The organism is Acrocarpospora corrugata (assembly GCF_009687845.1).
GTDB classification, from domain to species: Bacteria; Actinomycetota; Actinomycetes; order Streptosporangiales; family Streptosporangiaceae; genus Acrocarpospora; species Acrocarpospora corrugata.
The window spans coordinates 1-25540 of record NZ_BLAD01000097.1; the positions used below are offsets into that span (position 1 = coordinate 1).

Here is a 25540-nt window from a genome sequence, read left to right on the forward strand (position 1 = left end):
TACTCCTTTTGGGGGCCGTGGGGACTCCAGTCCCCGAGGTAAGGGCGCAGGTCGTCTGGGGCTGGATCTTTGTCGAAGCGCGCATGGGCGAGGCGGGATGGACCGCGGACTGGGTCCAGGCGGTCGGCGATCGCGTGTCCCACTCGATCCAGGGTCGCAGGCGTTCGGCTTCCACTGGCTCCTGGCAGCCGGCCGCAGCTTGGTCGAGCGCGGCACAGAACTCGCGGATTTCGCTGGCCGCCCCCCATGCGTCCAGGGCATTGGCGAATGTCATGTTGCGGTAGTCGTCAACTGCGCGGCTGCGGGCCTGCCCCATCGCGGCCTCCCAGCGCGCCCGCTTCGCGGTTTCTTCTCGTTCTTGTTCGGCGAGCCACTCCTCGTATTGCTGTCTCCGGGTGGACACGCCGCTTCGCCTGACGGTTCAGAATGGGCGGCATGGTCAAACGACGATCCGGTTGCCCGTGTGGGCTGCCCGCCGGGTACGAGGACTGCTGCGGGAGACTTCACCAGGGAGAGGCGGCTCCGACGGCGGAGTCGTTGATGCGATCCCGGTACAGCGCCTTCGCCGTCGGCGACGCCGGCTACCTCCTCCGCACCTGGCATCCGGCGACGCGGCCGCAGTCCCTGGAGTTGGAGCCCTCGCTGCGCTGGGTGCGCTTGGACGTCCTGGAGGCCACCGAACGCACGGTTCACTTCGCCGCGCACTATATGGACGCCGGCCGCACCCACGTCTTGCAAGAACATAGCCGCTTCGTCCGGAACCGCGACGTTTGGCTCTACGTCGGCCCCATCTCCTCCAGCTGACATTTCGCCACACGTTTCGCGTTCAACCGGCGGATACACGACGCCCGCTCCGGCAACCGTGCACGACACTCGACGCGGAAGCGTTCGGCCCGCGCCCGTTCGGGGCAGTTTCGCTTCTCGATTGATCGCGACGACCGAAGGGAATCTTCCGGCGTAAATGGCCGACGCCAACTATCGATCACAGCCGCACTGGTTACCGCCTTGCCCAGACCCGCGCAGTCCAGAAGAACTGACCACCCTGCCCCAGGCTCCGCTGGCGACGGTCAGGCCTCGCCGAGGTCGGTGCAGTGGGCGATCGTCGCGTCGTCGGCCGTCACCGCGTGGCGCGCCTCCGCCTGGCGGACACGATGGATGATTTCGGCGGGTCCGCTCGTCGCCAGGACGGTCATGACCTCTGGCCAGTCGGTGAGCTGGAACCGGTCCACGATGCGGCTGGCTCCATTGCTGAGCAGGACGGCGCCGGCTAGTTCGGAGATCGGGCAGCTTCCGGTGATCGCCTCGTCTGCCGCCCGCGGGTCGTCCTTGGCCACCCAGAAGCCGTCCGGCCGGTTCCGGTTGGCGCGCAAGTCTCGCAGGAGCCGCTGGTATTCGTCGCTACCCACGGCGGCGGCTTCGAGCGCGGGCTGGTACGACCGGCTGATGATCACCTCCCGGGGATCGGAGACGACGAGCGGCGCATCGTCTGCTCTGTCCAGGACGAGGACCGAGTCACCGAGCACCAGGTACTCGAGGAGGCCCTCGGACCGGCGCAGGATGGCGACGGTCGCCGACGGACTGATGGGGTTGGCGACGTCGCAGGTGTCCCGATGATCGTCCGTCACCCGCTCGATGGCCTCGGCGAGCAGCGCCGAAAGGCTGCGGTCCCGCACGAGTGACAAGAGGCTCAGGAGGCTGCCTCCCAGGCGGCCTGCGTACCAAGCCACACCATGCCGGCAGATCGATTCGGTGCCGGGGATGCCGGCGCCGTCGATCAGCACCGCTGCCGTCGGCACGGCGCCGGTGAAGTCCTCGTTAACGCGGCCGGCCCGTCCCGCGGCCACGCTCGTCATCGCCACCCGCATGCTCTGCCCGCAGTCTGGCCCTTGATCAGCGACTCGTCACCATACGTGAGCCGCATGGCGGGAGCGACGACCAGGCGGAGACCGGCGTCTGCGGTGGTGCCGAAACAACCTCGGCCCGCAGACCCGCAGCCGCCAAAGTGCGGTCACGCTTCCGACCGCCAAATGCGGTCAAGACTCACGAGCAAGTGCGCTCAGCTCCCACGAACACGTTGCGACCCTTAATCCCGCGCGCCGGAGGGAGAAAGCGGCAGCCGCCGGAGACATCTCCGGCGGCTGCCCATCAGGCGATTACGCCTACCACCACGGGCCAACGATTCTCGAGATGACGTCTCGTTGGTCGTCCAACGGTTGCCTGGCTGCCTGCTTCGGCTCCAGGCGAATGACGTCGACCTCCATCTTGAATGAGGTGTTGACGTAGGCCCCGGCTACGAATTCGCCCTTCTTGCCGTCGTATACGCGGGCGTAGTAGTCAGTTTGCACCCAACGCACGGCCATCACCGGGGCGAGATAGGCGACGTTGGCAGCTGGATCGCGGGGACCGCCCGGTATGACGGCGGTACCTGAAGTGTTTGTCTGGACAGTTCCCGAGCTTCGAACATATGCGATGTCAAACCACGGCGCCTTCCCGCGAAGCTCGATAGAGTTCTGAATCATCTCGGAATCGGATTGGCTGATGTTCGTGTTGTAGGTAACCGTGGTCGACGTGCCGAGACCGACCGGATTGATCGCGATTCCCGTGTCCTCTCCGACTTCTTCCCACCCACTGGTGGTCTCCATGGAGACATAGGGGTTCATACAGGGGAAGGCCATCCTCGCCTCCCCCATGCACTCTTTCTGGTATTGCCCTGCCATCGCCCCCCTTTCGGTGTACGCGGCTTTGGACTGCTCCACGCGCTTCCGCGCGCAGACGGAGTTACACCGGTTCAGGCCGGCCTTGTCCGCGTATCTGTCCGCTGACCCGACCATGGGAGTCGCCGGTTTGGGGGCAGCGCTGCCGCTTCCTCCTCCCGCGCCGCAGTTGTCCTCGGCGCATGACCGCAGGCCGGTCGGGTCGGTCATGGTGGCGGGGCTGTTGTTGCTGTAGGCGTAGCCGTGCATCTGCTGCGGGTCGTTGACGTCGATGATCGGGTCGACGCTGGTGAACGCGCCGATCAGCGGGTCGTACTCGCGGGCCCCGAGGTGGGTCAGGCCGCTGGGGTCGTTGGTGCCGTTGACGAAGCCCTTGTCGCCCGCCCAGGAGCCGGGGGCCGTGCCGCGCAGGCCGCCGAACGGGAGGGTGCGGCGGCGGGAGACGCCCAGGTCGGTGGACTTGATGGTGGCTTCGCCGGTGTCGTGGTGGTCCTGGACGGTCCAGGACAGGGTGCCCGACGCGCGGACCGCGACCGTTGTGCCCAGGTGGGTGTAGTAGCGGGTGCCGGTCACCGTGGTGCCGGTTCTGCGCAGTTCCAGGCCGCCGGGCAGGTAGAGCGTCGTTCCGGCGGGGTCGCGGCGGACCAGCCGGCTGCCTTCCGCGTCGTACAGGTAGGTCGTGCTCTGGCCGCCCTGCGCGGAGGTGCCGAGGTGGCCCTCCTTGTCCCAGGTCATCGTGGTCGTGACGCCGTTGGTGGTGCGGCTGGTGGTGTTACCGGCCGCGTCGTACGCGAAGGAGTCGGACCCGGTGGCCGCGCCGGACTTGTCGACGCGGGTGACCGTGTGCGGCTTGCTTCCCGCGGCCCCGCCCTGCGCGGGCTGGACGTAGTCGCGGCCGGTGTCCGGCGTTCCGTGCCAGGTCTCGGTGTCCCGGCTGCCGGTGGAGGTGTAGGTGTAGGAGTGCCAGTACTTCGCGGGGCCGCCCAGCCCGGCCATGGACCGCGCGGCGGCGCAGTCTCCGGTGGACGGGGTCCACGCCTCGACGATCCGGCGCAGGTAGTCCGTCGTGTAGCACTGGTAGTCGGCGGCCTGACCCCCGTTGGGGGTGTCGGCGATCCGGGTCAGGTTGCCCATGTCGTCGTAGCGGTAGCCGAAGTCGGCCACCTCGTTCTTGAGTTCGGGCACCACCGAGACGTTGGTGGTACGCCCGGTGGGCTCGTCGATGGTGAAGGTCTGCCAGACGCGCTTGCCCTCCACGCCGAGGATGCGCTGGATCGGCTGGCCGAGCTGGTTGTAGACGACGTCGTTGACGTACAGCTGGGAGCCGCTCAGGTAGGTGGGCGCGCCGACCGCGTTGTAGCCGAGGCTGAGCGTCTCGGCGGGCAGGCCGCCGGCCGCCGGTGTGGCGGTACTGGCGATCTGGCCGTCCTGCTTGTAGGCGGTGGTGAAGGCGTAGGTCCCTGCCAGCGTGCCTTCGGCGGCGGGGACGGTGAGCTTCGTGTCGGTCGGGCGGCCGCCCTTGTCGTAACCGGTCACCTCGGTGACGTACTGGCTGGTGCCGTCGTGGCGGATGGACTTGGCGGGTTTGCCGACGCCGCCCGGGGCCGTGTCGTAGGTCCACTCGGCGCGCGGCGCGCCGGTCACCGAACCGTCCCGCAGACTGGTCTTACGGCCCAGTGCGTCGTAGGTGTACGCCAGGGTGACGCCCCGGGCGTCCTTGATGGTGACGAGCTGACCGGCGGCGTCGTAGGTGGACTCGGTGACGCCCTTGTCCGGGTCGGCCGTCTTGATCTTCCGGCGGCGCTGGTCGTAGGTGTGCTGCCACTTGTTGCCGGCGGCGTCGGTCACGGTGGCCAGGTCACCGGCGTCGGTGTAGGTGTAGCTGGTGGTGTCGTAGGCCGTCGCCGAGCTGTACTGGCGCAGTTGGACGGTGCGTCCGCGGGCGTCGGTGATGGTCTGGGTCTTGGTGCCGCCGGCCGGGGGCACGACGGTGGTCCGGTCGCCGCCGTACGTGGTGACGCTCTTCCACTTGGGCGCCCCGTTGGCCACCAGGGTGGTCTCGGTGATCCGGCCGGCGCCGTCGTACCGGTTCTGGGTGACCGAGGGGATCGTCACGGCCGGGCTGACCAGCGTCGTCCCTGGGAGGCTCCCGTCGTGGTAGTACGGCGCGGAGGTCCAGGCCACCAGGCCGCGGGTGTCATGGACGGAGTCGGCGATCAACCGGCCGCCGCCGATCGTCTGGGTCTGGGTCTGCCGCTCGCGGAGCAGGCCGTCGTAGAGGGTGACCGAGGTCAGGTACTTGCCGGTGCCGGTCGGCAGCAGCTTCCTGGTGGTGATGGCGGTGGGGGCGTTCGCACGGAGCAGGTAGGAGAAGGTCAGGTTCGCGCCCAGGGCGCGGTCGCGGCCGGGGAGCCAGGCGGCGGTGAGGCGGCCGATGCCGTCGTAGACCAGATCGGTCCTGACGTCGTTGGGCGCCTCCAGGATCTTCGGCTGGTTCCAGGCGATCTCCATGGTCGTGGTGGTGGCGTGCCCGGCCGGGTTGGTCGTACGGACCGAGGTGACCGGGCCCGCCTTCGCGGGGGCGTAGGCGGTCGTGGTGGTCCGGCCGAGCGCGTCGGAGCTGGCGACCGTGCGGCCGTTGGCGTCGTAGCCGGTGGTCCCGGTCACCACCCACTGCGGGGTGGCGCCCGACCAAAAGCCGGCCTCATCCGTCTTCACCACCAGGCCCCGGGTGGGCGCGGTGCCGAAGGGCTTGGTGACGTCGTCGAAGTAGCTGCGGGTCATGGACAGCACGTCGCCGGGCACTGCGGGAGTGGCCGTGCAGGCGACCCCGTAGGTGTCGACGGCGGACACCCTGTCGCGCATCCAGAGGCCGTCGTTGACCAGGTAGGTGCTCCTGGTGCACTGGTCGTCCGCCGCGGTGGCCTCGTCGCCGAGGTCGTTCACCTCGACCGGCAGGTTGTCGGCGTTGACCTTGGTCTCGGCGCGGGTCCACCGGGTCGTGTCGTTCCCGGTCAGGTGGGTGCGGCCGAACGTGGTCGCGTCATGCGTCCGGTACGCCGTGAGCGGCCCGCCCTGAGCGTTGACGCCGGTCCGGGTGTAGGAGGGCTCGACCAGGGACCCGCTCAGCCAGACGCCGCCCGGCCCGTCATAGGTGATCTGCTCGCGGAGCTTGCCGGACAGCGCCTCGTGGTCCTCGATCGCCTTGGAGTGCGGGTCGCCGGTGCCGTCCAGCGAGTCCTTCACCCAGACGTCGCGGGCGCCGGTCAGCTGCTTGTCGCCGTCCATGCCACGGAAGTAGCGGTACTCGGTGGCCGACTGCGGGCCGCTCTCCACGCCGGTGCGCACCAGCACCCGGCCGTAGCCGCGCCACTGGCCCCAGGTGCGCTTCTTCTCCTCGGTCAGCTCCGAGTCGTCGTAGTGCCAGGCGGGTGCGTCCAGGTAGTCGTAGCTGGTCTGCTCGTGGGTGAAGCCTCCGGTGTTGTCGTAGACGTCCACGCGGTGGACGACGTACTTGTGGAACCAGTCGAGGGTCGGTTTGGTGTCGTCGGGGGCGTAGTACTGCGGCATGCAGCGGCTGCCGTTGGTGTGCGGGGCCGGCGGGCTCGACCGGGCGCAGTCGCCGGGGAGGTAGGTGACGGCGATCTGGGCGCCCGACTCGGTGGTGATCGAGACGATCCGGAACCGGTTGAGCGCGGTGCGCCCGTCGGCGGGGCCGTCCACCCGGTTGGGGAAGGGGTCGGCGCCGGGCGAGAACACGATCTCCGGGTAGGTCTCGGTGGCTCCGCCCTTGACGCCAGAACCGGACCGGGTGATCCCTTCCAGCCACATCGGCACGCCTTCGCCCTGGCTGGATCCGGCGTTGAGGTAGGAGTGGCGGAGCGTCCAGGTCTCGACCGTGCGGTACTGCCCGGCGTCCCACACCTGGGCCCGGATCGCGCTCAGCCGCTTCTGGGTCCAGAAGGTGGGCGTGAGCTGCTCGGTGCACCGCGCGCCCGGCTGGCAGTACTGGTCCCACGGGGTGTCCGGCCAGGACGCGGGGACCGCCTTCTGGGCCGTGTCGAAGCAGGTCGCCCCGGGCAGGCAGCGGTCGGCCACGTCGAAGAGGACCTGGGCGGCGGGCTGGGCCTGGTCGGTGCGGGAGCCGTACTCGATCTTGGAGAGCCAGCCGCCGCGGTAGTAGGCGGTGCGCTTGTCCGGGTCGTTCTCGCGGCCGTACGCGCCGGGCTCCCGCCCGAAGGACAGGGTCATCGTGTTGCCGTGCGGGTCCACCACCTTGTCGAGGTTCCACCGCCACGCCTGGGTGCGCCGGGAACCGGCGAAGTCGCCGGAGGCGTAGCCGGGCTCGCCCGGGTGGTTGCCGTACACCTGGGTGGTCCAGGTGGACTGGGCGGACGCGCGGTTGCCGAAGAAGTACTGGACGCCGTCGATCGTGGTCACCTTCCAGTACTCGCCGTCCTGGTCGCCGTTGCCGACGGAGGTGTCCTTGATCAGCTCGATCTTGGAGCCGTCGTCGGAGACGCCCTTCCATCGCCCGCCGCCGACGTCGATCAGCTCGGTGCCGCGGCCGTTCAGCGACATGGTCGCGTTCGCCTTCCACCAGCACTGGTCACCGGTCTTGTCGCCGGCGTTGTTGGGGTCCTTCCCGTCGACCGCCTCGGTGTCCTTGGCGCAGGACTTGTACGTGCGCTCGATGAACCCGGGCCACAGATCCCACCCGTCGCCGATCCACGAGCCCTGCGTGTTGGTCCCCCCGGTCCGGCCGTCCACCGCCTGCGAGGAGTACGCCAGCGCCAGCGACGGCACCGGCCCGCCCACGCCGGGCGGCACGCGCAGCGGGTAGGACCAGGCGAAGCCGCCGGTCTGCTGCGACACCTGCCAGGTGGCGGCGGGCGACAGCGAGGTGGCCGTGTAGTCGCCGTTGCCGCCGGCGGCGCCGGCGGTCGCGGCCAGCAGCATCGGCTCCCCGCCGGCGGGGAGAGTGACGTCGGCGGCGAGGGAGCGCGCGGCCGACTCGTTCCTGGAGTTCACCGGTTTGGCGGCGTCCAGGCCGCAGCCCTTGGTGCCCGGCGCGGTCAGCGCGCAGGGCGGCAGCTCGACCAGGCGGAGCCGGGAGGCCCAGTCGCCTCCGTAGGCGGAGGCGAAGCCCGAGTAGTCGACGGAGACGGAGACGGTATCCGAACCGGTGCTCGCGACGGTGCTCGCGACGGTGCTCGCGACGGTGTCCGCCGAGCCTCCGTCGGCCCGCGACACGGTGAGGAGCACCCCGGAGACGCCGGCCTTCGCCGTCGCCGCACGGTCGTGCACCCGCACCCCGACCTTGCCCACCCGGGCGGCCACCCCCGGACTGACCCACACCGGCGAGGCGGCTGCCCGGACCGGCTTCCGCCCGGTGGGCGCCAGGTCCACCACGGTGGTGACAGGTGAGGGCCAGGACACGTCGGCGGCGCCTGCCCGGGGCGGCTCGGCGATCTTCGGGGCGGTGCCGCCCTTCAGCTCCTTGACCGGAATGCTCAGCACGTCTTCGGGGACGGGAGGACTCCACCGGGGCGCGGCGGCCAGCGACTCCCCGCCCATGAGCGGGAGCGTGACCAGTAAGGCAGTGACTATCGCCAGAATTCGTTTCATGCCTGCTCCTACGCCTGTGATCCGTCGGAGTTGATCTCGCCCTGGGTGAGAGCGCGCTGGTAGGCGGCCACCCGGTCGATCGCGCCTGGCCAGAACTGCGCCGGGGCGCCCGACTGCCTCGCCCGGCCGACCGCCCAGCCCTGGTTCGCCGACCATCCGCCGGTGTAGGACGCCAGGTCGGTGCCGTCGAAGTTGTCGCCGTTCAGGTAGAGGCGGATCTTGCCGCCGGCCTGATCGTGGACCCCGGCGAGATGCACCCAGCCAGTGCCGACGGACTCGGTCGAGCAGGCCCTGCTCTCGGCGCCCTCGTCCCCGGCCGTCATCGTGAAGCACCAGGCGGGGTCGGTGACCGCGTCGCCGTTCAGGTCAAGGTCGGTCCGGTACTGGAGGCGGAACCCCGAGCCGGTGGGGCCGTCGGCCGACACGGCGGTGACCGGGCCGGACACCGTCGCGCTCGTCAGCTTCACCCAGGCGGTCACGGTGAATGCGTTCTTCGTGTCGAGCACCGGAGTGGCCGTGGTCCACGCGGTGCCGCTGTTCAGCGCGACCGCGTTGGTGCCGGCCCGCCCAGCCGTACGGGCCGCCGTCCCGGTGACGGTGAGCGGGCGGTCGGCCGGGACCGAGGCCGCCGTGCCGCCGCCGGCCTCGTCGAAGCCCCAGGCCCAGGATCTGGTGCCGGCCGGCCGCACCAGGAACTCGTAGCCGGCCGCGCTCACGGTCGTGTTCCCCGCCGCGTCGGCGGCCTTCACGGTCAGCACGTTCGGCCCTTCCCGGTCGGGCGTCAGGGTGCCGGTCCAGGAGCCGCCTGGCGCGTCGAACCAGCCCTTGTTCACGCCGTTGAGAGTGAACTCGACCTTCGAGGCGCCGGACGCGCCGGCGGTGAACGCCCCCGCCTGGCCCACCCCGCCGCTCCAGATGCCAGCGGATTTGGGCGGGTACGCGGTCGAGGACACCGTCAGATCGGTCGGCGGCGTCTTGTCCACCGTGAAGTCGAACCACGCGGAGTAGGCGCCGCAGAGGAAGGCGTCACAGCCGCGCACCCGCCACGAGTAGGCGCCTTCGGGCAGGTCGGTCGGCACCTGCCAGGACGCGGCCTGGTCGACGGCCCTGTTGGTGACCGCGGTTCCCGACGCCGCCTGCTGGACGGCGCGGGTGGCCTGGTCGTACACCTCGAACTCGACCCTGCCGAGGGTGCCCCCGTTGGGGTCGTCGGGGGTGGCCTGCAGCGTCGGCCGCCCCGACCGGACCTGCGCGCCGGAGGCGGTGCAGGAGAAGCCGCAGTCGCCGGCGACCTGCAGCGCGGTGGGCGCGGTCGGGGTGTGGTTGTACGTCACGACCAGTGCCGCGCTGCTCGGCACGAAATACGACCAGCCGTATTCGTCGCCCTCGTTGTTCGACCTCAGGCCCAGCGTCAGCGAGTCGCTGTTGCTGGTGGCCAGCGCCTGGAGCTTGGCGTCCAGGACCGTGCCGGCCTCGTCGAAGATCTTCTGCTGGTTGGGGCTCGGGCAGCTGCCCTCGTTGGCCTTGAAGGTCTGGGTTTCGATGTGCCCCAGGTAGTCGTCGGCGGCCGTGTTCCAGGTGTAGGAGTTGAAGTGGCTGATGTGCCGCGTCTGCCACAGTTGCGTCTTGTAGCCGGCGCAGGCGGCCACGTGGTTGGCCGTCACCTTGAAGAGCGCGCTGTGGACCTTCGCGCCGTTCATCTGGTCGATGTCGAACTGCATGAACGTCCGCCAGACGCAGCTCTCGTTCCACTTCTTCCCGACGCGCATGTCCGACCGGTACTGCGTGAAGTACGAGCCGGTCTTGTCACAGCTCGTCACGTGCGTCCAGTAGGTCGGCGACGGCTTGCTGAAGGTCGGGTCGATGTACAGGGGGAACTTCACGTTCTTGGCGCGGAGCATCTCCGCGACCGGGGTGACCGTGAGCTCGGTGGCGTTGGCCGTCGTCTCCATCTTCTCGACGCGGTGCCGCACGGCGTTCGCGCCGGTCATGTCGGCGCCGGTCGAGGCCGCGCCGGAGTCCCACATCAGGGCGGAGCCGGACTGGAACAGCTGCTTGCCCGCCGAGTCCACCACCTCAAGCACGCCGTCGCGCTCGCGGACCGTGGCGTTCTCCGCGTCCACCCCGAACCGGAGCCGGGCCAGCGCGGGGTTGGCCGCCGCCTGGGCGTTCTTGACCACCAGCAGCTGCGAGAATCCATCCCGCTCGGCGCGTAGCTGGAGATCCACGCCCGGCAGTACCTCCGGGTAGGTGGCGGTGTCGCCGCTCAGGACCGGCTTGGGCAGCGGCCAGGGCGACTTCAGCCGGACCTGGGTGTCACGTTCGCCGAGCGTGACCAGCGGCGCGGAACCCCCTCCGGAGAACCGCACCTGCGCCGTGATCGCCCCCGGGATCACGCCGCCGCCGGCGTCGAAGCGAAGCGAGGTGTCGATCGGCCGCCAGCCGCCGGCCGTCCTGGCCCGTACGGGGATGATCGTCTGAACCGAGGTCAGCGTGCCGTCCGGGTTGGCGAAGACCTGTCCCGTCTCCGTCCGGAGCGACAGGTCCTCGATTCTGCCGCCGCAACGGGCTGCCTCTGCCACGGCCAGCGCACCGGTGACCGCCTCCGGCGCGCATGAGGGCGCAGCCCGTACGGCGGCTTCGGCGGGCGTCGCCGTCAATCCGGTCAGAAGTAGGCCGAGCACAACACCGACGCGGGTCGGCAGTCTCATATGGGACATCGACAACTCCGTGTTCGAGAGCGAACGTGCGACCGACAATGGCCGCACCCGCGGCAACTATGACAAACCCGCGTTATATCTCCGTATATCCGGCGTATATGGGCGCGGATACAGAACGTATATCCGTCCGACGCGGCCCGCCCTATACCTTCGGGAAAGCCTCACCGTCAGGGAATTGGCCTCGGGCTGCCGAGGGCGGCGAGCTCTTCCCCGGCCTGGCGATCAACCCCGGGTCCTCGCGGAGAATCGCCGAGTGCACAAATTTCACCGTCTGTACTTTACTGTTCCAGTCAGTTCCTTCCTGCGATTTGCCAGGCCGGCACCAAATGGCCATAAAGAACACCCGTAACAAGAATTTCTTGACGCCATATTCCGGCGACTCCATAATTGCCGCCTCCCAGAAAAATGAGGTAGCCCGTGCGGAAATCACTCATATCCGCGGTCTCCGGTTTGACAATCATGTTCGCGGCGTCTCCGGCCCACGCCATGGCGGGCCCAGATCTCACCCCGACGGAAACCACGTTCCCGACATCCGATCTGACGCCGGGCAGCCTGATCTTCTTCGATTCCGGCATCAGGAACAAAGGCGACCTGACCGCAACGGAATTCAACATCAGACGAGTTCAAGGAATACTACGACGGCGATCTGAAAGACCGCGTCCGCAGCTAGCTCCGCTGCTCGAACCGGGGCCTGGCAGCGCCCGCGATGCCCGCTCCCGCGACCGGTCCAGGTCTTGCCGGTACTACATGCCGGATGCGCGGTCCATCTGCTCCAGCGCCCTGCTGGACCGCGAAAGCCCCGCCGGACAGGTGGCCGGGCTTTCGGTGGTCGGCGCGCCTAGGAGGAACCTCAGTTGAATGGGTTGTCGTGGAACGAGGAATTGGTGTGGTAGGTGCTGTTCGGGGGGTTGAAGCGGACGCCGTCGACGATGAGTGAGACGTTGTTGATGGTGCCGCCGGGGGTTACCTCGCCGCTGACGAGGGAGGCGGGGTTTGAGCATTGGGGGATCGTTACCGCGGTGCCGCCGCCGGTGGAGATGATGGTTCGCCAGGCGCCGTTGACGGAGGCGTACAGGGTGGGGCGGGAGTAGCTGGACTGCCAGCAGATGGCGATCGTGTAGCGGTACTTGGTGTTGCCGTCGTCGAAGGCGATCGTGCCGTAGCCCCCGGACAGTTTGATGCCTTGACCCCATACGTCGATGTTCGCCGACTGGTCGGAACCGTATGCGGCGTGGGCTGGGGCGCTTGGCGCCACAAGTGCGGCGACCGTCAGCAGAGCAATCGCGAGGACCCGTGAAAAGCGTGCCACCAATTTCTACCTCTCTTTGCCGGATATCGCTTCGAGGTGATTATTTTGGCGAGGTTTCAGGATGTCCAGTCGCGGAATATTGACATATATGTAACTTCTTAAATTAAGGCTTTGAACATGCCTCTAAGGGTCAATTGACCTGCGGTTTTCTGTCCCGCGTACCGGCTTGGAGGTCGAGCGCGGACCAATACTGTGGCGAACTTTCCCGGTTCTGCGGTCGGTTTAGGCCATTGGCGTGCCTGGGGAGCCGAAAGGAGATGCGGCACAGCGCGTCCACAAGGCATGGAATATGCCGTCCGGGTCGTATCGCCGCCAGAGCCGGGTGACCCGATCACCGGTCCTGCCCGGGTAGACCCGCGCGAACGCGCTCCCGTCCGGGCGGCTCTCGAAGCCTGTGTAAGCACCGTCGACCCGTTCGGCGAGAGGCTGCCAGGCCGCGTCGAGCGCCGCGCCGCTCCGGGGCGGGAACATCGAGGCGATCACCAGCGTGTGCTGCCGCCGGTGCGGGAAGGAGGTCGCGTCGGCGGGCATGTCGTTGACCGCCCCGCCCATGGACCGCATCTGGATCAGGGCCTGCTGCGGTCCCGTCGCCGCCTCCATGATCGCCGCGGCAGCGCCCGGACAGGCCGTGCCCTCCACTGCGTACCGCCAGGGGCAGGCCCTGCTCGCGGGCGAAGCGCAGCGCGGCGACCACTTCCGCGGTGTCGCCGGGGAGCAGCACGGCCGCGGGACTGGCCAGAGTCGTGTACGTGGACCGCAGCAGCCGATAACGCTGGTCCCCGGGAAGAACGATCTTGTCCGTCAGCTCGGGCGGAGCCGTGCCGAGGGTCACCGCGTCCCCCTGATCTCGCGGACGCGCTCGCGAACGGCGGGGGCGACCTCGGCGGCGAATACCTCCAGCTGGGCCAGGTGCTCGGCCACCGGCCAGAACACGAATGTGTCGAAGCCCAGATCGACCGCCCATCCGGTCAGCGTGCCGATCCACAGTCGAACGTCGCCGACCAGGCCCGGAGCGCCGCGGAGATCGCCGATCGCGCCGATCACGTTGTAGATGCGGCGAATGTCAGCCGGATCACGCCCGGCCCCCCGCGCCGCGTCGTCGATGATCTTCTGCTTCGCGGGAACCTCGTCCGGGGCGACGTAGATGTTGAGCGGTGAGATCCAGCCGTCGCTGGAGCGTCCGGTGACGGCCAGCATGCGCGGCTTCTGGCTGCCCAGCCACAGCGGGATCGGCGCCGGCGGCACGGGTCCGGCGGCGTAGCCCTCGATCACGTGCTGATCGCTGCGCAGCCGTACGGTGGAACCCGCCAGCGCGGCGCGCATGACGTGCAGCGAATCCTCGGTGTAGGCGACCATCTCGGGGCCGCCGCGCCGCTGGCCGCCCATGCCGGCGATGGCGTCGGCGAACGCTCCGCCGCCGAGCCCGAGGACGATCCTGCCCTGCGTGAGCACGCTGAGGGAGGCGGCGGCCTTGGCCAGCATGGTCGGCGGCCGCAGCTGCAGATCCGCGACGTCGGTGAGGAACGAGATACGTTCCGTCTCCGCCGCCAAGTGGGTGATCAGGGTCCAGGCGTCGAAGTGCCCGGGTTGGTAGGCGTGGTCCTGGACGGCCAGGTAGTCCAGTCCACCGGCTGCGGCGGCACCGGCCAGCCGCCTGGTCTCCGCGAGTCGCCGCACGTCAGGGTCAAGGCTTAGCCCGAAGGTGATCGGGTGCCCGAAATCAGTCATGTCATGAAGTGTTCTCACGGGGTACTGTTTGGGCAAACCGATGGTTAGCTACTAATATTTGGTAAGTGGCTATCGAATCAACGCTTGGCGCCCTTCGTTCCGGCCAGCCGACCATTCACGAGCCGAGCTGCCGGGGCTTCCAGGACATCCTCGAACTCGTGGGACGGCGGTGGACGTCGGCGATCCTGCTCGCCGGGCAGCGGGGGGCCCGCCGGTTCGGCGAGTACCGCCTGTCCGTGCCCGGGATCTCTGACCGGCTGCTCGCCCAGCGGCTGAAGGAACTCGAATCCGAGGGCCTCATGCGACGCACGGTCATCCCCAGCACGCCGGTACAGATCCTGTACACGCTCTCCCCGAACGGCGAAGAGCTGATGTCCGCCCTGCAGCCTTTGGTCGACTGGAGCTACCAGCGCAACCGGTCTGAGGTCAGCAATGCACCTTACCTAGACTGAAACCGTGACTGATCAGCGACGCGTCAACATCGGCAAGCAGCATCCGGCCAGCTACAAGGCTCTCATCGCCTTGTCTACGGCGGCGGAGGAGAGCGCCGCGGCGGCAGGCCTCGACCCGCTCCTAATCGAGCTGGTGAAGATCCGCACGTCCCAGATCAACGGCTGCGCGTTCTGTCTGCGCATGCACACCCGTGATGCCCTCAAGAAGGGCGAGAGCACGGACCGCCTCGCGGTGCTGCCCGCTTGGGCGGAGACCGGCTACTTCTCCGAGATCGAGCGCGGGGCTCTACGCCTGGCTGAGGCGATCGCGCGGGTGTCGGACGGCCATGTGAGCGATTCGGACTACGCGGCGGCTGCCGCGGTGCTCTCCGATGATCAGGTGTCGGCGGTCGCTTGGCTGTCGACAGTGATGAACGCCTTCAACCGGGTGGCGATCACAAGCCGGTATCCCGTCGATGGCCACTGAGCCGGCCTCCTTCGCGGGGCGACGCAAGCCAGCGATGGGCTTCGTGATCGGCCAGTGATCACAGGTCGGGAGAAAGGGCCAGATGGAAGCCCGCTGACCAGCGTTTCCACAGGTCAGCGCAGGTTCCGAGCGGCCCAGATTTTCGGCAGGCGCGGTCTCCCTAGAAGGAGTTCCTGTCGGCAAGCGCCGAGCGGGTCGCGTGCAACGACGCCAGGAGCTGCAGCCGGTCCGCGTCGGCGCTGCCCGGCTCGGCAGTGAATACCAGCATGACCGGGCCGGGACTACCGGGCAGCGGATAGGTATCCCAGTCCAGGACGATGTCACCGACCTCGGGGACCCGGAAGGTCTTGGTGCCGCTGACAGACTCGCGTACGTCGTGCCGGGCCCACAGCCGCCGGAACTCGGCGCTGCGGATGCTCAGCTCACCGACGATCGCGGTGGCGCGCGGATGGGTGGGGTCGGTGGCGACGGCGGCGCGCATCATGCCGATGTAGTCCAGGGCCTGCCGTTCCCAGTCCGGGCAGCTCCGCTCGCCGGTCAGCGTGTCGTCGAACATCAGCAGGAGCATGTTGAGCCGGTCGGGCGGATAGTCGCCCGGGTCACCGAGCAGCGCCTCCGCCATCGGGTTCCAAGCCAGCAGATCGAGGTGCCGGCCGAGCACGACCGCCGGGGTGTCCATCACCCGCAGCAGCCGCCGCGTTCTGCCCGGCACCCTTTCCGGACCGTGGTCCACCCGGGCGGGCATCGGCCGGCGGGCGGCGTGGGCCAGGGTGAACAGGTGCCGGCGTTCCTCCTCATCGAGGCCGAGCGCGCCGGCGAGCGCGTCCAGGACGTCGTCGGACGGGCGCACCTCCCGGCCCTGCTCCATCCGCTGGTAGTAGTCAGTGCTCAGCCCGGCCAGCAGGGCCAACTCCTCGCGCCGCAGCCCGGTGACCTTGCGCCGGCCGCCCGGCTCCAGGCCGACGTCGTGCGGACGCAGCCTGCTGCGCCGGGCGCGCAGGAAGTCTCCGAGCTCACGAGCGTACGGATGGGTCATGCCGCAAGCATGCCGCCTCGCCGGGCATCCAAGGTAGGTCCCGCAGACCTAGGCAACCGAGAACGATCGAACCGGCTCGTCTTGCTCCTAGCGTCGTCGGTCTACCGCATTGATACCCCCAGGAGCAGCAGATGACCGGATGGACCGCCGACCGCATCCCCGACCAGCACGGCCGGATCGCCGTCGTGACCGGCGCGAACTCGGGCCTCGGCCTGGTCACCGCGACCGAGCTGGCCCGTCACGGCGCTCACGTCGTGCTCGCCGTCCGCGACACCGCCGCCGGCGAGGAGGCCGCCCGCCGGATCGGCGGCGACGTCGAGGTGCGCGAGCTGGACCTGGCCTCCCTCAACTCGGTACGCGCGTTCGCCGCGAAGCTGGCCGCCGACCACCCGGCGATCGACCTGCTGGTCAACAACGCCGGCGTCGTGTTGCTCGGCCCGCGCCGTACCTCCGCCGACGGCTTCGAGCTGCAACTCGGCACCAACATGCTGGGCCACTTCGCGCTGACCGGCCTGCTGCTCGGCAACCTGGCCGCGGCGAGGGAATCCCGGGTGGTCAGTCTCAGCTCGATCACCCACAAAAACGCGCACCTCGACTTCGACGACCTGATGTTCGAGCGTGACTACCGGGCCGCTCCCGCCTACGGCCGATCCAAGCTCGCCACCACGATCTTCGGCGTCGAGCTGGACCGCCGCCTGCGCGCCGCCGGATCGCCGATCGTCAGCGCGCTGGCCCACCCCGGTCTCACGCGCACCAACCTGACTCCGCGTGCCTGGGAGCACCGCGGCCGGTTCGGGCGGTTGATCGCGTGGCTCGGCCTGCTGACCACCCAGTCGGTGGAGCAGGGCACGCTGCCCCAGTTGCGCGCCGCGACCGAGCCCGGTGTGCGGGGCGGCCAGTTCTTCGGGCCGTCCAGGCTCTGGGAGACGCGCGGCCGGGTCATCGAGGCCCGGCTCAGCCGGGAGGCGGCCGATCCGGCCGTCGGCAAGCGGCTCTGGGCGGCGGCCGAAGCACTGACCGGCATCAGCTACCTCTGAACCCGGCCGAGGCGCTGAGCGTGGCCGGCGTCATCGCGGGCATGTCCACGCCGATCACGATGATGGCCAAGGAGAGCGTCAACCGGGCCTTCGAGACCACGCTGGCCGAGGGCGTGCGGTTTGAACGACGCCTCTTCCACACCACCTTCGCGACCGCGGACCAGAAGGAGGGAATGGCCGCCTTCGCGGAGAAGCGCAAGCCGTCGTTCGTCAACCGCTGAGGGGTCCGCCCCGGGGCGAAACCCCGGGGCGGACATTTGACTGACGAGCACCGGGTGCTAATCCGTGACTCGCACCCGGCGCTCGCGTTCATCTCACCGGACGGTGATGAGCCCCCGCTGGTAGGCGCGGACCAGGCGGCGCGGTACCAGCAGTTGCCAGCCGTCGACGACGACGGGTACCAGGTCGGGAGCGGTGGCCTTCCACTGGGAGCGGCGATGCCTGGTGTTGCTGCGGGAGGTCTTCCGTTTGGGAACGGCCACGACTACCAGCTCGCTTTCGTGATTCCGGGCAGCTCGCCCCGGTGAGCCATCTGGCGGAACCGGATCCGGGAGAGTCCGAACTTGGTCAGGTGGCCGCGCGGACGTCCGTCGACGGAGTCGCGGTTGCGCACGCGGGTAGCGCTGGCGTCGCGGGGTTGCCGGGCCAGTTCTCGTACGGCCGCCGCCCTGTCCTCGGGGGTTCCCGTGCGGATGATCTCTTTCAGCTCCGCCCTGCGAGAGGCGAAGCGGGCGACGATGGCTCTGCGCCGCTCGTTGGCTGCGATCTTGCTCTTCTTGGCCATCAGACCTTCTCTCCCCGGGCGCGGATCCGGGCCACGGCCGCCTCGACGCCGATCTTGTCGACGGTTTTGATCGCCCGGGTGCTCAGGGTGAGCCGGACGAAGCGGTCCTCGCTGGGCAGCCAGAAACGGCGGTGCTGGATGTTGGGGTTCCAGCGGCGCCGGGTGCGCCGGTGGGAGTGGGAGATGTTGTTGCCGAAGACCGGTCCGGTGCCGGTGAGCTGGCAGTGGGCCGACATCAGGCCCTCCCGTAGCGCTGGTTGAAGCGCTCCACCCGGCCCGCGGTGTCCAGCACCCTGCTCTTGCCGGTGTAGAAGGGGTGACTCGCCGAGGAGACGTCGACATCGACGAGGGGGTAGGTGTTGCCGTCCTCCCACTCGATCGTCTTCTCGCTGGTCACGGTCGAGCGGGTCAGGAAGGCGAAACCCGCGCTCGGATCGCGGAACACCACGGGGTGGTAGTCGGGGTGGATGTCCTTCTTCATCGGTCCTCCCGGAACTCGACGTGCTTGCGAATGATCGGGTCGTACTTGCTGAGGGTGAGCCGCTCGGGGTTGTTGCGGCGGTTCTTGCGCGTCACGTAGGTGTAGCCGGTCCCCGCGGTGGATCGCAGTTTGACGACCGGTCGTAGCTCGTTTCTGGCCAAGGCCAAGGTCCTTCCTGTTGCCGGACCATGCCATGATAATGATAACTGTTTTCATTCTTGCAACTTGGGAGATCCCCGTGCCCACCCCCGTCGTCCTGGTCGCAGGCCTGCACGCCTCAGCTCGCACAGCTACCGTCGACCGGTTCCTGGCCGACCATCCAGGCGCCGTAGTCATCCACCACGACCTGCGCGAGGTCATCTCCGGCCGGGTCGAGCGCGTAGTGCGCGACGCCTCCGGCGTACGGGACCTGGCCGAAGTACGGCTGGCGCACGGCTGCGTGACCTGCACCGTCCGCGAAGACCTGCTGCCCCAACTGCTCCAGCATGCCGCTGCCCCCCTGCTGGTCGTGGACCTGTGGGACTCGGTCGAACCCCGCTCGGTGGCCGAGGCACTCGACTGCGAAGAGGCCCACGAGGTCCTCCGGCTGACGTCCGTACTGACCGCGCTGCACACCGAGCACCTGCCGGTCGACATCACCCGCGGCGAGCGCCTGGCAGAAGCCGGCCGGAGCGCGGCGACCGGCGACCGGCGCTACCTGGCCGAAGTGCTGGCCCGACAGATCGAGTACGCCACCGCCCTGGTCCTGCACGGCGGCGACGAGGAGGACGTCGATCTCGCCCGCGCCCTGCTCGCGCACCTCGCGCCCGTCACCCCGGTCTTCGCCGACTCCCTGCCCGACGTGACCGGCACCGCGCTGTGCACCCAGGAGCTGGCAGAACGCGTCGACCCCGCCACCGCCCTACTCCCCTGCGACGCGCAGACCGGCGAGGTCACCACCATCGTCTGGCGCCGCCTGCGGCCGCTGCACCCCGCCCGCCTCTTCGAGGCCGTCGACGAACTGGTCACCGAGTCGGTCCGCTCCCGCGGGCGGTTCTGGCTGGCCACCCGGCACAACCGCATGCTCGCCTGGGACGCCGTCGCGGGCGCGGTGTCGGTCGAGGACGCGGGCCCGTGGCTGGCCGCACTCCCGGAGGCCGCCTGGGACCAGATCTCGCCCGCCCGCCGCACGGCCGCCTCCCTGGACTGGACCGACGCTCTCGGGGATCGCGTCCAGCACCTGGTCTTCACCGGCCCAGACCTCGACCGCGAACGCATTCACGCGCTACTCGACTCCTGCCTGCTCACCCCCGCCGAGGCCGTGTCCGGCTCGAACCTGTGGGCAGGCTACGACGACCCGTTCGCCGCCATCCTCGATCTGAAGGAGATCGCATGAAGCCTCGCCGTACCCCGCGCGGGAAAGGCAACCCGCTGCGGGGTGCGACCTCCAGATGCCGCAGGCGTCAGCGTGGACGTGAATTGCCGAAAACGGTACCGTCGCCCGGAGAAGTCGATCTCGGCGTTCTCCGGGCGATTGGAGCTTGTGGATGTCTTCAAGGACGGCCCGATCACCCCGTGTCTCGCCCACGCCCGGCACTCCTCCGACCGGCAGGGTTCGCTATGCCACGGGCCTTCTCGTGGCCGTCTTGGTCGCTGGCTCGCTGGGGTATTTGTTCGGCGCTCCCGACGCCACCCAGAACGCCATCGCCGAATTGCAGGAGGCGGATGCCAAGCGGGATGTCAAGCAGATCGTTGAGTTGACGTCCTCGGCTCGGGTGACCGTCGCTGATCTGGACAAGGTGTTGGCGGGGCTGGCCGCGGCGCTGCCGCCCGGCGGGGCCCTCAACGCCCGGCCCGCCGACGCCGAGGAGATCGGCGAGTGGCAGCGCATGATGCGGCAGGCCGTGGACAGGCACGCCGAGAGCCCGTCCGGGACGACGGCGACCAACGTGGCGCGGGCCGGATTCCGTGCCGCCGTGAACGCGGCGGCGATCGCGGTCGACGCGTACGCGGCCTGCCAGAGACTCTCCCCCGAACTCCGGCAGACCTTCCTCGACCTCGCCGCCCGTCAAAGATCCGCAGCCGTCATGTCCTGGTCGGTCGCGGCCACCCAGCTCGATCAGATCAATATCGACGCGGGTAACGGCCACCAGCACGTCTACCTGACAAGTCTTCCGGGTGAGGGCTCCATGCTCGCCGACAACGTGCCGGAAGGCACGCGCGAATAGGACTGAACGGTCCGCCGGGCTCTCGTTCGACATCCCGAGCCGGTGGCCTTCGCTAGTCCCGCTCGTCGGCGCCCGCATTGCGCTTCCGGGGGCGGCCTGGCTGGTCGCGCGGCGCGTCGAAATCCTGCTCCGAGAGCGCTGGTCGCACGCAGGCGGCGCAGACCCCGTACACCGCTTCGACCTCGAAGCCGTCCGGACGGCGCTCGGCCGCCTGTTCCAGGACCAGCCCGCAGGCCCGGCAGATCAGATGGTGGTGCCGGGCGGGGCCGCAGACCCGGTAGGTCGCCTCCCCGTCCTGGTTGAAGGCGTGCACGAGACCGGCGTCGACGAGCGAGGACATCGCCCGGTACACGGTCGTCAGCCCGATCGGCTCGCCCCGCTGGAGCAGTTCCGCGTGCACCTGCCGGGCGGTGATCGGCCGCGCCTCGGCGAGGAGCGCCTCCAGCACCAGCACGCGCTTCCTCGTCGCTCGGACGCCGGCTCCGCCGAGCCGGGCGTGCCATCGCAGTAACTCGGGCATATCGGTCACCGTTACAGCTTGACAATGGTTTTCGTTTTCTACATGGTTGTCCACGAAAGCACCAGCTTGAAATGAAAACCGTAACTGATCTAGGAAGGTCCGGCATGCACCCCCTGCGTTCTGCCGCCCTCTGCACCCTTACCTTGCTGCTGGCCGGCTGCGGCGGCACCGCCAGCCCGGCGGCCACCAGCGGAACCTCCGCCGCGGCTCCCGGACTCATCACGGTCGTCGCGTCCACCAATGTGTACGGCGACATCGCCCAGCAGGTGGGCGGCGATCGGGTCGAGGTGACTTCGATCATCTCCGACCCTGGCCAGGACCCGCACTCCTACGAGGCCAACACCCAGAACCAGCTCGCCCTCTCCAAGGCGAAGCTGGTGATCGAGAACGGCGGCGGTTACGACGACTTCGTCGACACCATGCTCAAGGCCAGCGGCAACACCGCCGCCGAGATCGTCAACGCCGTCACCGTCTCCGGCAAGACGGCCCCCGCCGGCGGGGAGCTGAACGAACACATCTGGTACGACCTGCCGTCCGTCGCCAAGATCGCGGATCAGATCTCGGCGGGCCTGGCCAAGGCCGACCCCGCCTCCGCCGCTGCCTTCACCGCCAACGCCGACGCCTTCAAGGCCAAGCTCAAGCCCCTGGAGGACCGTACGGCGCAGCTCGCGACCGAGGCGACGGGCACAGCCGTCGCGATCACCGAGCCCGTCCCGCTCTACCTGCTGGACGCCGTCGGGCTCAAGAACCTCACCCCTGAGGAGTTCAGCGAGGCCATCGAGGAAGGCGACGACGTCTCCCCGCAAGTTCTGGCCGAGACGATCGCGCTGTTCACCGGCAAGAAGGTGGAAGCCCTGGTCTACAACGAGCAGACCAGCGGCCCGCAGACCGAGCAGCTGAAGAAGGCGGCGACCGACAACGGCATCACGGTGGTCCCGGTCACCGAGACCCTGCCGGAAGGCAAAGACTACGTCGCCTGGATGACCGGCACCCTCGACGCACTCCAGGCCGCCCTCACCACATGACCGCCACCCCGCTCATCACCCCGCGCCGCTCGAACACCGATAACGTGATCAGTCTCAGCGGCGCGGAACTCGCCTTCGGCGACCGGATCCTGTGGCAGGGCCTGGACCTGGAGCTGGGCCGGGGCGAGTTCGTCGCCGTCCTCGGCCCGAACGGCTCGGGAAAGACCAGCTTCCTGCGGGTTCTCCTCGGACAGCAGCACCTGAGCGCGGGCACCCTGCTGATCCAAGAACGGCCACCCCGCCGAGGCAGCGCCCTGCTCGGTTACATCCCGCAGCACCGGGCCGTCGCCCCGCAAACTCCCCTGCGTGGCCGCGACCTGGTCCGGCTGGGCCTGGACGGTCATCGCTGGGGCCTGCCCGTCGGCGACCGGCGAACCCGCCGGCAAGTCGACGAACTGCTGGAAGCCGTGGGCGCCAAGGCATTCTCTGACCGCCCACTGGCCCTGCTCTCCGGCGGCGAATTGCAACGGCTTCGCGTCGCACAGGCCCTGGCCACCGACCCGGCCATCCTGCTCTGCGACGAACCCCTTCTCTCGCTCGACCTGCATCATCAGAAAGTGGTCGCCGAGCTGGTCAACCAGCGGCGGCGCACCCACGACACCACGGTGGTGTTCGTCACCCACGAGATCAACCCCATCCTGGAGATGGTGGACCGCGTGCTCTACCTCGCCGAGGGACGATTCCGCTTCGGCACCCCCGCGGAGGTCATGACCTCCGCGAGCCTCTCCAGCCTGTACGGGAGCCCGGTAGAAGTGGTCCACCTCAACGGCAGGCTCGTGGTCGTCGGCGCCCCCGGTTCCCACGACCACGGCGGAGAACCCTCAGCATGACCGGCGACATCTGGCAGCAGATCTTCAACTACGACAACTACGGCGAACTCCTGGTCCTGGTCCGCAATTCCCTGATCGCCGGAGCCATGCTGGGCCTGGTCGGCGGCGTCATCGGCACCTTCGTCATGATGCGCGACCTCGCCTTCGCCGTGCACGGCATCGCCGAACTGTCCTTCGCGGGTGCCTCCGCTGCGCTCCTCATCGGGGCGAATGTGGCCGCGGGTTCGCTCGTGGGGTCGATACTCGCGGCGCTGATCATCGGCGCGTTGGGCGTACGGGCCCGGGATCGCAACTCGGTCATCGGGGTGCTCATGCCCTTCGGCCTCGGCCTCGGCGTGCTGTTCCTGGCCCTGTACAAAGGCCGCGCGGCGAACAAGTTCGGCTTGCTCACCGGTCAGATCGTGGCCGTCGACACCGTTCAGATGAGCTGGCTGGTCGGCACCTCCGCCGTGGTCCTGCTCGGGCTCGCCGCAGTCTGGCGGCCTCTGGTGTTCGCCAGCCTTGACCCCGAGGTCGCCGCCGCCAGAGGCGTCCCCGTCCGGGTCCTCTCCCCTGTCTTCATGATCCTGCTCGGCCTGTCAGTGGCCGTCTCCATCCAGGTCGTCGGCGCGCTGCTCGTCCTGGCCCTGCTCGTCACCCCGGCCGCGGCGGCCATGCGGGTCACCGCGTCACCGATCCGGGTGACGCTGCTCAGCGTCCTGTTCGCCGTGACCTCGGTGGTGGGCGGCATCCTGCTCGCCCTGGGCAGCACCATCCCGATCAGCCCGTACGTGACCACCATCTCTTTCGCCCTCTACCTGGGCTGCCGGATCGTCGGCGGCGGCACTACTCGTAGGGCTCGACAGGTTGCGGAATCTCGGTGACCGAGATGGCGTCCAGTTCGGGGGCGACGGTCCCGGCCGGGAGCTTGCCGGACTTGGGTTCCCGCCAGGTGCCGGTGACCTCGATCCAGGTGTTCTCCGGCGGCATGGTGGCGTCCAGGACGGCCACCTTCAGCGCGATGCCGTCGGCCGCGCAGCACGCGATCTGAATTCGGGCCACATACCATCGGTCCTTCTTCTTCACCGAGGGCACGACGAAGCCGGTCAGCTTCACCTGCCGACCCACCAGCGAATTGGCCGAATCGCCCCAGGCCCGCCCGATGAACTCGCTTAAGGCCATGTCGTTGACCTTCCCGGCGGGGAGGGCGTGGTAGGCGTCCAGCGCGGCGACGGGCGGCTGGGCTGGGGCCTCCTCCGACTTGGCCGAGAACGCGCCGAGTGCGGGCGGGGCGATCAGGTAGATCGCGAACACCGGTAGCGTCAGCAGCCAGGCCACCCGCGGCGCATGCCCGTGCTCATGTCCGTGCTCATGCCCCTCGTGGTGGTCCGGCCGCGGGGAGCCACGCCATTCCTGGATCAGCCCGACGACGCCGAGCACGAACACCACCGCGGCCGCCGCGATCAGGAACGGCTGGAAGCCCGGCTTGACGTAGTTCAGGTAGGTGGTGGACAGCGTGGTGATCCGCAACACCGCTCCACCCAGCAGGATCAGAATCATGCTCTGCGTCAGCCGGTTCACAGCAGGACCTCCCCGACCGCCATGCTGACGATCACCGCGAGTACAAAGGTCAGCGGAATGAACCGGGCGGCGAACCGCCGCCCGAAGGTCCCCGCCTGCAACGCGATCAACTTCAGGTCGACCATCGGCCCCACCACCAGGAACGCGAGCCGCGCGGTCGGGGAGAAGGCGGTCATGGAGGCGGCCACGAACGCGTCGGCCTCCGAACAGATCGACAGGATCACCGCCAGCAGCGCCAGCGCCAGCACCGAAACCACCGGGATGCCCGCCACCGACTCCAGCCACGATCGTGGGACGACCACGTTCATCGTCGCCGCGGTGGCCCCGCCGACGACGAGGAACCCGCCCGCGTGCAGGAAGTCGTGCCGCATCGCGTCATGGAAGGACTGCCACTTCGATCCTGCGCCGCCCGTGCGCGAAGGGATGCGCAGCCATTCGGCACGTCCGAACCGCAGCCACACCCATCCGGCCAGCACCGCGACCAAGAGCGAGGCCCCGAACCGGGCCACGGCCATCATCGGCTGCCCGGGAAAGGCCACCACCGTCGCCACGATGACCACCGGATTGATCGCCGGAGAGGCCAGCAGGAATGCCAGCGCCGCCGCCGGGGTCACCCCCCGGGACATCAGCCCGGAGGCGACCGGCACCGACGCGCACTCGCACCCTGGCAGCACCGCCCCGGCCGCGCCCGCCACCGGCACCGCCAGGAAGGGCCGCCTCGGCAGTGCCCTGGTCCAGAACGAGGCCGGGACGAACGCGGTGATCGCCGCCGACAGCAGCACGCCGAAAGCCAGGAAGGGCAACGCCTGGACACAGATGGCCACGAAGATCGTCGCCCACGCCTGCAACGCCGGAGCCGTCAGATACGGCGTGAACACCAACCGCCCGATCACCAGCAACCCGACGACCACGGCGAACATCCACGGCCCCACCGCCGCCACCGGCTGCCGCCGCCCCCACTCCGAGGGAGGGATCTCCTCGGCGGCGTCGACCGTCACTCGCTCAGACATGTGCCGATGCTCCCAGAAGTCCGCAGACGTGTT

26 protein-coding genes and 2 pseudogenes are annotated in these 25540 nt (G+C 69.0%); 10 read left to right on the top strand and 18 right to left on the bottom strand.

Annotated features, from left to right (window positions below; all coding sequences use genetic code 11):
- Positions 1–403 (bottom strand): annotated as a pseudogene (locus Acor_RS43685) (hypothetical protein); the annotation flags it as partial.
- 32 nt (positions 404–435) lie between these two features.
- Between Acor_RS43685 and Acor_RS36280 the strand changes: the two are divergent.
- Positions 436–804 (top strand): YchJ family protein, encoded by a 369-nt coding sequence (locus Acor_RS36280; RefSeq protein WP_246239604.1) that lies wholly within the window; start codon positions 436–438, stop codon positions 802–804.
- Between the two features lie 263 nt (positions 805–1067).
- Here Acor_RS36280 and Acor_RS36285 read toward each other — a convergent pair whose 3' ends face one another.
- The 8 genes and pseudogenes from Acor_RS36285 to Acor_RS36315 form a co-directional block, all read right to left on the bottom strand.
- Positions 1068–1865 (bottom strand): hypothetical protein, encoded by a 798-nt coding sequence (locus Acor_RS36285; RefSeq protein ID WP_174876246.1) that lies wholly within the window; start codon positions 1863–1865, stop codon positions 1068–1070.
- Positions 1866–2159: 294 nt separating this feature from the next.
- Positions 2160–8342 (bottom strand): RHS repeat-associated core domain-containing protein, encoded by a 6183-nt coding sequence (locus tag Acor_RS36290; RefSeq protein WP_155341305.1) that lies wholly within the window; start codon positions 8340–8342, stop codon positions 2160–2162.
- 8 nt (positions 8343–8350) lie between these two features.
- Entirely contained in the window at positions 8351–11062 is a 2712-nt protein-coding gene (locus Acor_RS36295) for a LamG domain-containing protein (protein WP_155341306.1), read from the bottom strand.
- Between the two features lie 290 nt (positions 11063–11352).
- The gene (locus tag Acor_RS36300; RefSeq protein WP_155341307.1) at positions 11353–11676 is read right to left on the bottom strand and encodes a hypothetical protein; all 324 of its coding nucleotides are present in this window, start codon (positions 11674–11676) and stop codon (positions 11353–11355) included.
- Positions 11677–11912: 236 nt separating this feature from the next.
- Complete coding sequence (locus Acor_RS36305) at positions 11913–12371, bottom strand: hypothetical protein (RefSeq protein ID WP_155341308.1); 459 nt, start codon at positions 12369–12371, stop codon at positions 11913–11915.
- A 222-nt stretch (positions 12372–12593) separates the two neighbouring features.
- Entirely contained in the window at positions 12594–12971 is a 378-nt protein-coding gene (locus tag Acor_RS45065; RefSeq protein WP_246239605.1) for a hypothetical protein, read from the bottom strand.
- Positions 12972–12993: 22 nt separating this feature from the next.
- Positions 12994–13203 (bottom strand): annotated as a pseudogene (locus Acor_RS46530) (FAD-binding protein); the annotation flags it as partial.
- Positions 13200–14099, bottom strand: coding sequence for an LLM class flavin-dependent oxidoreductase (locus Acor_RS36315; protein ID WP_155341310.1), 900 nt, complete (start codon positions 14097–14099; stop codon positions 13200–13202). The pseudogene Acor_RS46530 and the gene Acor_RS36315, both read right to left, overlap by 4 nt.
- 65 nt (positions 14100–14164) lie before the next feature.
- On the opposite strand from Acor_RS36315, the gene Acor_RS36320 reads away from it, so the two are divergent.
- Both Acor_RS36320 and Acor_RS36325 read left to right on the top strand, forming a co-directional pair.
- The gene (locus Acor_RS36320; protein ID WP_170317257.1) at positions 14165–14551 is read left to right on the top strand and encodes a winged helix-turn-helix transcriptional regulator; all 387 of its coding nucleotides are present in this window, start codon (positions 14165–14167) and stop codon (positions 14549–14551) included.
- A 4-nt stretch (positions 14552–14555) separates the two neighbouring features.
- Positions 14556–15017, top strand: coding sequence for a carboxymuconolactone decarboxylase family protein (locus Acor_RS36325; protein WP_155341311.1), 462 nt, complete (start codon positions 14556–14558; stop codon positions 15015–15017).
- Positions 15018–15177: 160 nt separating this feature from the next.
- On the opposite strand, the gene Acor_RS36330 is transcribed toward Acor_RS36325, so the two are convergent.
- The gene (locus Acor_RS36330; RefSeq protein WP_155341312.1) at positions 15178–16053 is read right to left on the bottom strand and encodes a helix-turn-helix transcriptional regulator; all 876 of its coding nucleotides are present in this window, start codon (positions 16051–16053) and stop codon (positions 15178–15180) included.
- Positions 16054–16184: 131 nt separating this feature from the next.
- Between Acor_RS36330 and Acor_RS36335 the strand changes: the two genes are divergently transcribed.
- Together Acor_RS36335 and Acor_RS36340 are read left to right on the top strand one after the other, a co-directional pair.
- Positions 16185–17090 (top strand): oxidoreductase, encoded by a 906-nt coding sequence (locus Acor_RS36335; RefSeq protein WP_155341313.1) that lies wholly within the window; start codon positions 16185–16187, stop codon positions 17088–17090.
- Between the two features lie 20 nt (positions 17091–17110).
- Positions 17111–17311: an enoyl-CoA hydratase-related protein gene (locus tag Acor_RS36340; RefSeq protein WP_422664858.1), complete on the top strand. Its 201-nt coding sequence runs from the start codon at positions 17111–17113 to the stop codon at positions 17309–17311.
- A 93-nt stretch (positions 17312–17404) separates the two neighbouring features.
- Here the strand turns inward: Acor_RS36340 and rpmF are convergent, their stop codons facing one another.
- From rpmF to rpmG, 5 genes are read right to left on the bottom strand one after another with little or no spacing between them, the layout of a single operon-like run.
- The gene (gene rpmF / locus Acor_RS36345; RefSeq protein ID WP_155341314.1) at positions 17405–17572 is read right to left on the bottom strand and encodes a 50S ribosomal protein L32; all 168 of its coding nucleotides are present in this window, start codon (positions 17570–17572) and stop codon (positions 17405–17407) included.
- Positions 17573–17574: 2 nt separating this feature from the next.
- Positions 17575–17874 carry a 30S ribosomal protein S14 gene (rpsN, locus tag Acor_RS36350; protein WP_155341315.1) on the bottom strand — a complete coding sequence of 100 codons (300 nt, stop codon included), beginning with the start codon at positions 17872–17874 and terminating at the stop codon, positions 17575–17577.
- Complete coding sequence (gene rpmB / locus Acor_RS36355) at positions 17874–18110, bottom strand: 50S ribosomal protein L28 (RefSeq protein ID WP_155341316.1); 237 nt, start codon at positions 18108–18110, stop codon at positions 17874–17876. Before rpmB ends, rpsN begins: the two co-directional genes overlap by 1 nt.
- Positions 18110–18355, bottom strand: a complete 246-nt coding sequence (locus Acor_RS36360; RefSeq protein ID WP_155341317.1) for a type B 50S ribosomal protein L31 — start codon at positions 18353–18355, stop codon at positions 18110–18112. The genes rpmB and Acor_RS36360 overlap by 1 nt, the downstream gene beginning before the upstream one ends.
- Positions 18352–18516, bottom strand: coding sequence for a 50S ribosomal protein L33 (gene rpmG / locus Acor_RS36365; protein ID WP_155341318.1), 165 nt, complete (start codon positions 18514–18516; stop codon positions 18352–18354). Before rpmG ends, Acor_RS36360 begins: the two co-directional genes overlap by 4 nt.
- 77 nt (positions 18517–18593) lie before the next feature.
- Here rpmG and Acor_RS36370 point away from each other — a divergent pair, with 77 nt between their 5' ends.
- Together Acor_RS36370 and Acor_RS36375 are read left to right on the top strand one after the other, a co-directional pair.
- A complete protein-coding gene (locus Acor_RS36370; RefSeq protein WP_246239606.1) occupies positions 18594–19730 on the top strand; it encodes a CobW family GTP-binding protein in 1137 nt (378 codons plus the stop codon).
- Between the two features lie 241 nt (positions 19731–19971).
- Positions 19972–20562, top strand: a complete 591-nt coding sequence (locus tag Acor_RS36375; RefSeq protein ID WP_155341320.1) for a hypothetical protein — start codon at positions 19972–19974, stop codon at positions 20560–20562.
- A 52-nt stretch (positions 20563–20614) separates the two neighbouring features.
- On the opposite strand, the gene Acor_RS36380 is transcribed toward Acor_RS36375, so the two are convergent.
- Positions 20615–21082: a Fur family transcriptional regulator gene (locus Acor_RS36380; protein ID WP_155341344.1), complete on the bottom strand. Its 468-nt coding sequence runs from the start codon at positions 21080–21082 to the stop codon at positions 20615–20617.
- A gap of 104 nt (positions 21083–21186) precedes the next feature.
- Between Acor_RS36380 and Acor_RS36385 the strand changes: the two genes are divergently transcribed.
- The 3 genes from Acor_RS36385 to Acor_RS36395 are packed head-to-tail and all read left to right on the top strand — an operon-like array spanning position 21187 to position 23800.
- Positions 21187–22107, top strand: a complete 921-nt coding sequence (locus Acor_RS36385) for a metal ABC transporter solute-binding protein, Zn/Mn family (RefSeq protein WP_155341321.1) — start codon at positions 21187–21189, stop codon at positions 22105–22107.
- On the top strand, positions 22104–22937 hold the full coding sequence (locus Acor_RS36390) for a metal ABC transporter ATP-binding protein (RefSeq protein ID WP_155341322.1): 834 nt from the start codon (positions 22104–22106) through the stop codon (positions 22935–22937). Before Acor_RS36385 ends, Acor_RS36390 begins: the two co-directional genes overlap by 4 nt.
- Positions 22934–23800, top strand: coding sequence for a metal ABC transporter permease (locus tag Acor_RS36395; protein WP_155341323.1), 867 nt, complete (start codon positions 22934–22936; stop codon positions 23798–23800). Before Acor_RS36390 ends, Acor_RS36395 begins: the two co-directional genes overlap by 4 nt.
- Here the strand turns inward: Acor_RS36395 and Acor_RS36400 are convergent.
- A complete protein-coding gene (locus Acor_RS36400) occupies positions 23763–24497 on the bottom strand; it encodes a TIGR03943 family putative permease subunit (protein ID WP_155341324.1) in 735 nt (244 codons plus the stop codon). The two genes, Acor_RS36395 and Acor_RS36400, sit on opposite strands and share 38 nt — an antisense overlap.
- A complete protein-coding gene (locus Acor_RS36405) occupies positions 24494–25507 on the bottom strand; it encodes a permease (RefSeq protein ID WP_155341325.1) in 1014 nt (337 codons plus the stop codon). The genes Acor_RS36400 and Acor_RS36405 overlap by 4 nt, the downstream gene beginning before the upstream one ends.
- Between the last annotated feature and the right edge of the window lie 33 nt (positions 25508–25540).

Excerpts from the sequence above, each read along its gene's own strand:
- Acor_RS36380 (WP_155341344.1), bottom strand. The coding sequence starts at position 21,082 with ATGCCCGAGTTACTGCGATGGCACGCCCGGCTCGGCGGAGCCGGCGTC.
- Acor_RS36335 (WP_155341313.1), top strand. The coding sequence starts at position 16,185 with ATGACCGGATGGACCGCCGACCGCATCCCCGACCAGCACGGCCGGATC.
- Acor_RS45065 (WP_246239605.1), bottom strand. The coding sequence starts at position 12,971 with ATGGAGGCGGCGACGGGACCGCAGCAGGCCCTGATCCAGATGCGGTCC.
- rpsN (WP_155341315.1), bottom strand. The coding sequence starts at position 17,874 with ATGGCCAAGAAGAGCAAGATCGCAGCCAACGAGCGGCGCAGAGCCATC.
- Acor_RS36390 (WP_155341322.1), top strand. The coding sequence starts at position 22,104 with ATGACCGCCACCCCGCTCATCACCCCGCGCCGCTCGAACACCGATAAC.
- Acor_RS36280 (WP_246239604.1), top strand. The coding sequence starts at position 436 with ATGGTCAAACGACGATCCGGTTGCCCGTGTGGGCTGCCCGCCGGGTAC.
- Acor_RS36330 (WP_155341312.1), bottom strand. The coding sequence starts at position 16,053 with ATGACCCATCCGTACGCTCGTGAGCTCGGAGACTTCCTGCGCGCCCGG.
- Acor_RS36360 (WP_155341317.1), bottom strand. The coding sequence starts at position 18,355 with ATGAAGAAGGACATCCACCCCGACTACCACCCCGTGGTGTTCCGCGAT.
- Acor_RS36285 (WP_174876246.1), bottom strand. The coding sequence starts at position 1,865 with ATGCGGGTGGCGATGACGAGCGTGGCCGCGGGACGGGCCGGCCGCGTT.
- Acor_RS36385 (WP_155341321.1), top strand. The coding sequence starts at position 21,187 with ATGCACCCCCTGCGTTCTGCCGCCCTCTGCACCCTTACCTTGCTGCTG.
- Acor_RS36295 (WP_155341306.1), bottom strand. The coding sequence starts at position 11,062 with ATGTCCCATATGAGACTGCCGACCCGCGTCGGTGTTGTGCTCGGCCTA.
- Acor_RS36300 (WP_155341307.1), bottom strand. The coding sequence starts at position 11,676 with ATGTTGAATTCCGTTGCGGTCAGGTCGCCTTTGTTCCTGATGCCGGAA.
- Acor_RS36315 (WP_155341310.1), bottom strand. The coding sequence starts at position 14,099 with ATGACTGATTTCGGGCACCCGATCACCTTCGGGCTAAGCCTTGACCCT.
- Acor_RS36405 (WP_155341325.1), bottom strand. The coding sequence starts at position 25,507 with ATGTCTGAGCGAGTGACGGTCGACGCCGCCGAGGAGATCCCTCCCTCG.
- rpmB (WP_155341316.1), bottom strand. The coding sequence starts at position 18,110 with ATGTCGGCCCACTGCCAGCTCACCGGCACCGGACCGGTCTTCGGCAAC.
- Acor_RS36290 (WP_155341305.1), bottom strand. The coding sequence starts at position 8,342 with ATGAAACGAATTCTGGCGATAGTCACTGCCTTACTGGTCACGCTCCCG.
- Acor_RS36395 (WP_155341323.1), top strand. The coding sequence starts at position 22,934 with ATGACCGGCGACATCTGGCAGCAGATCTTCAACTACGACAACTACGGC.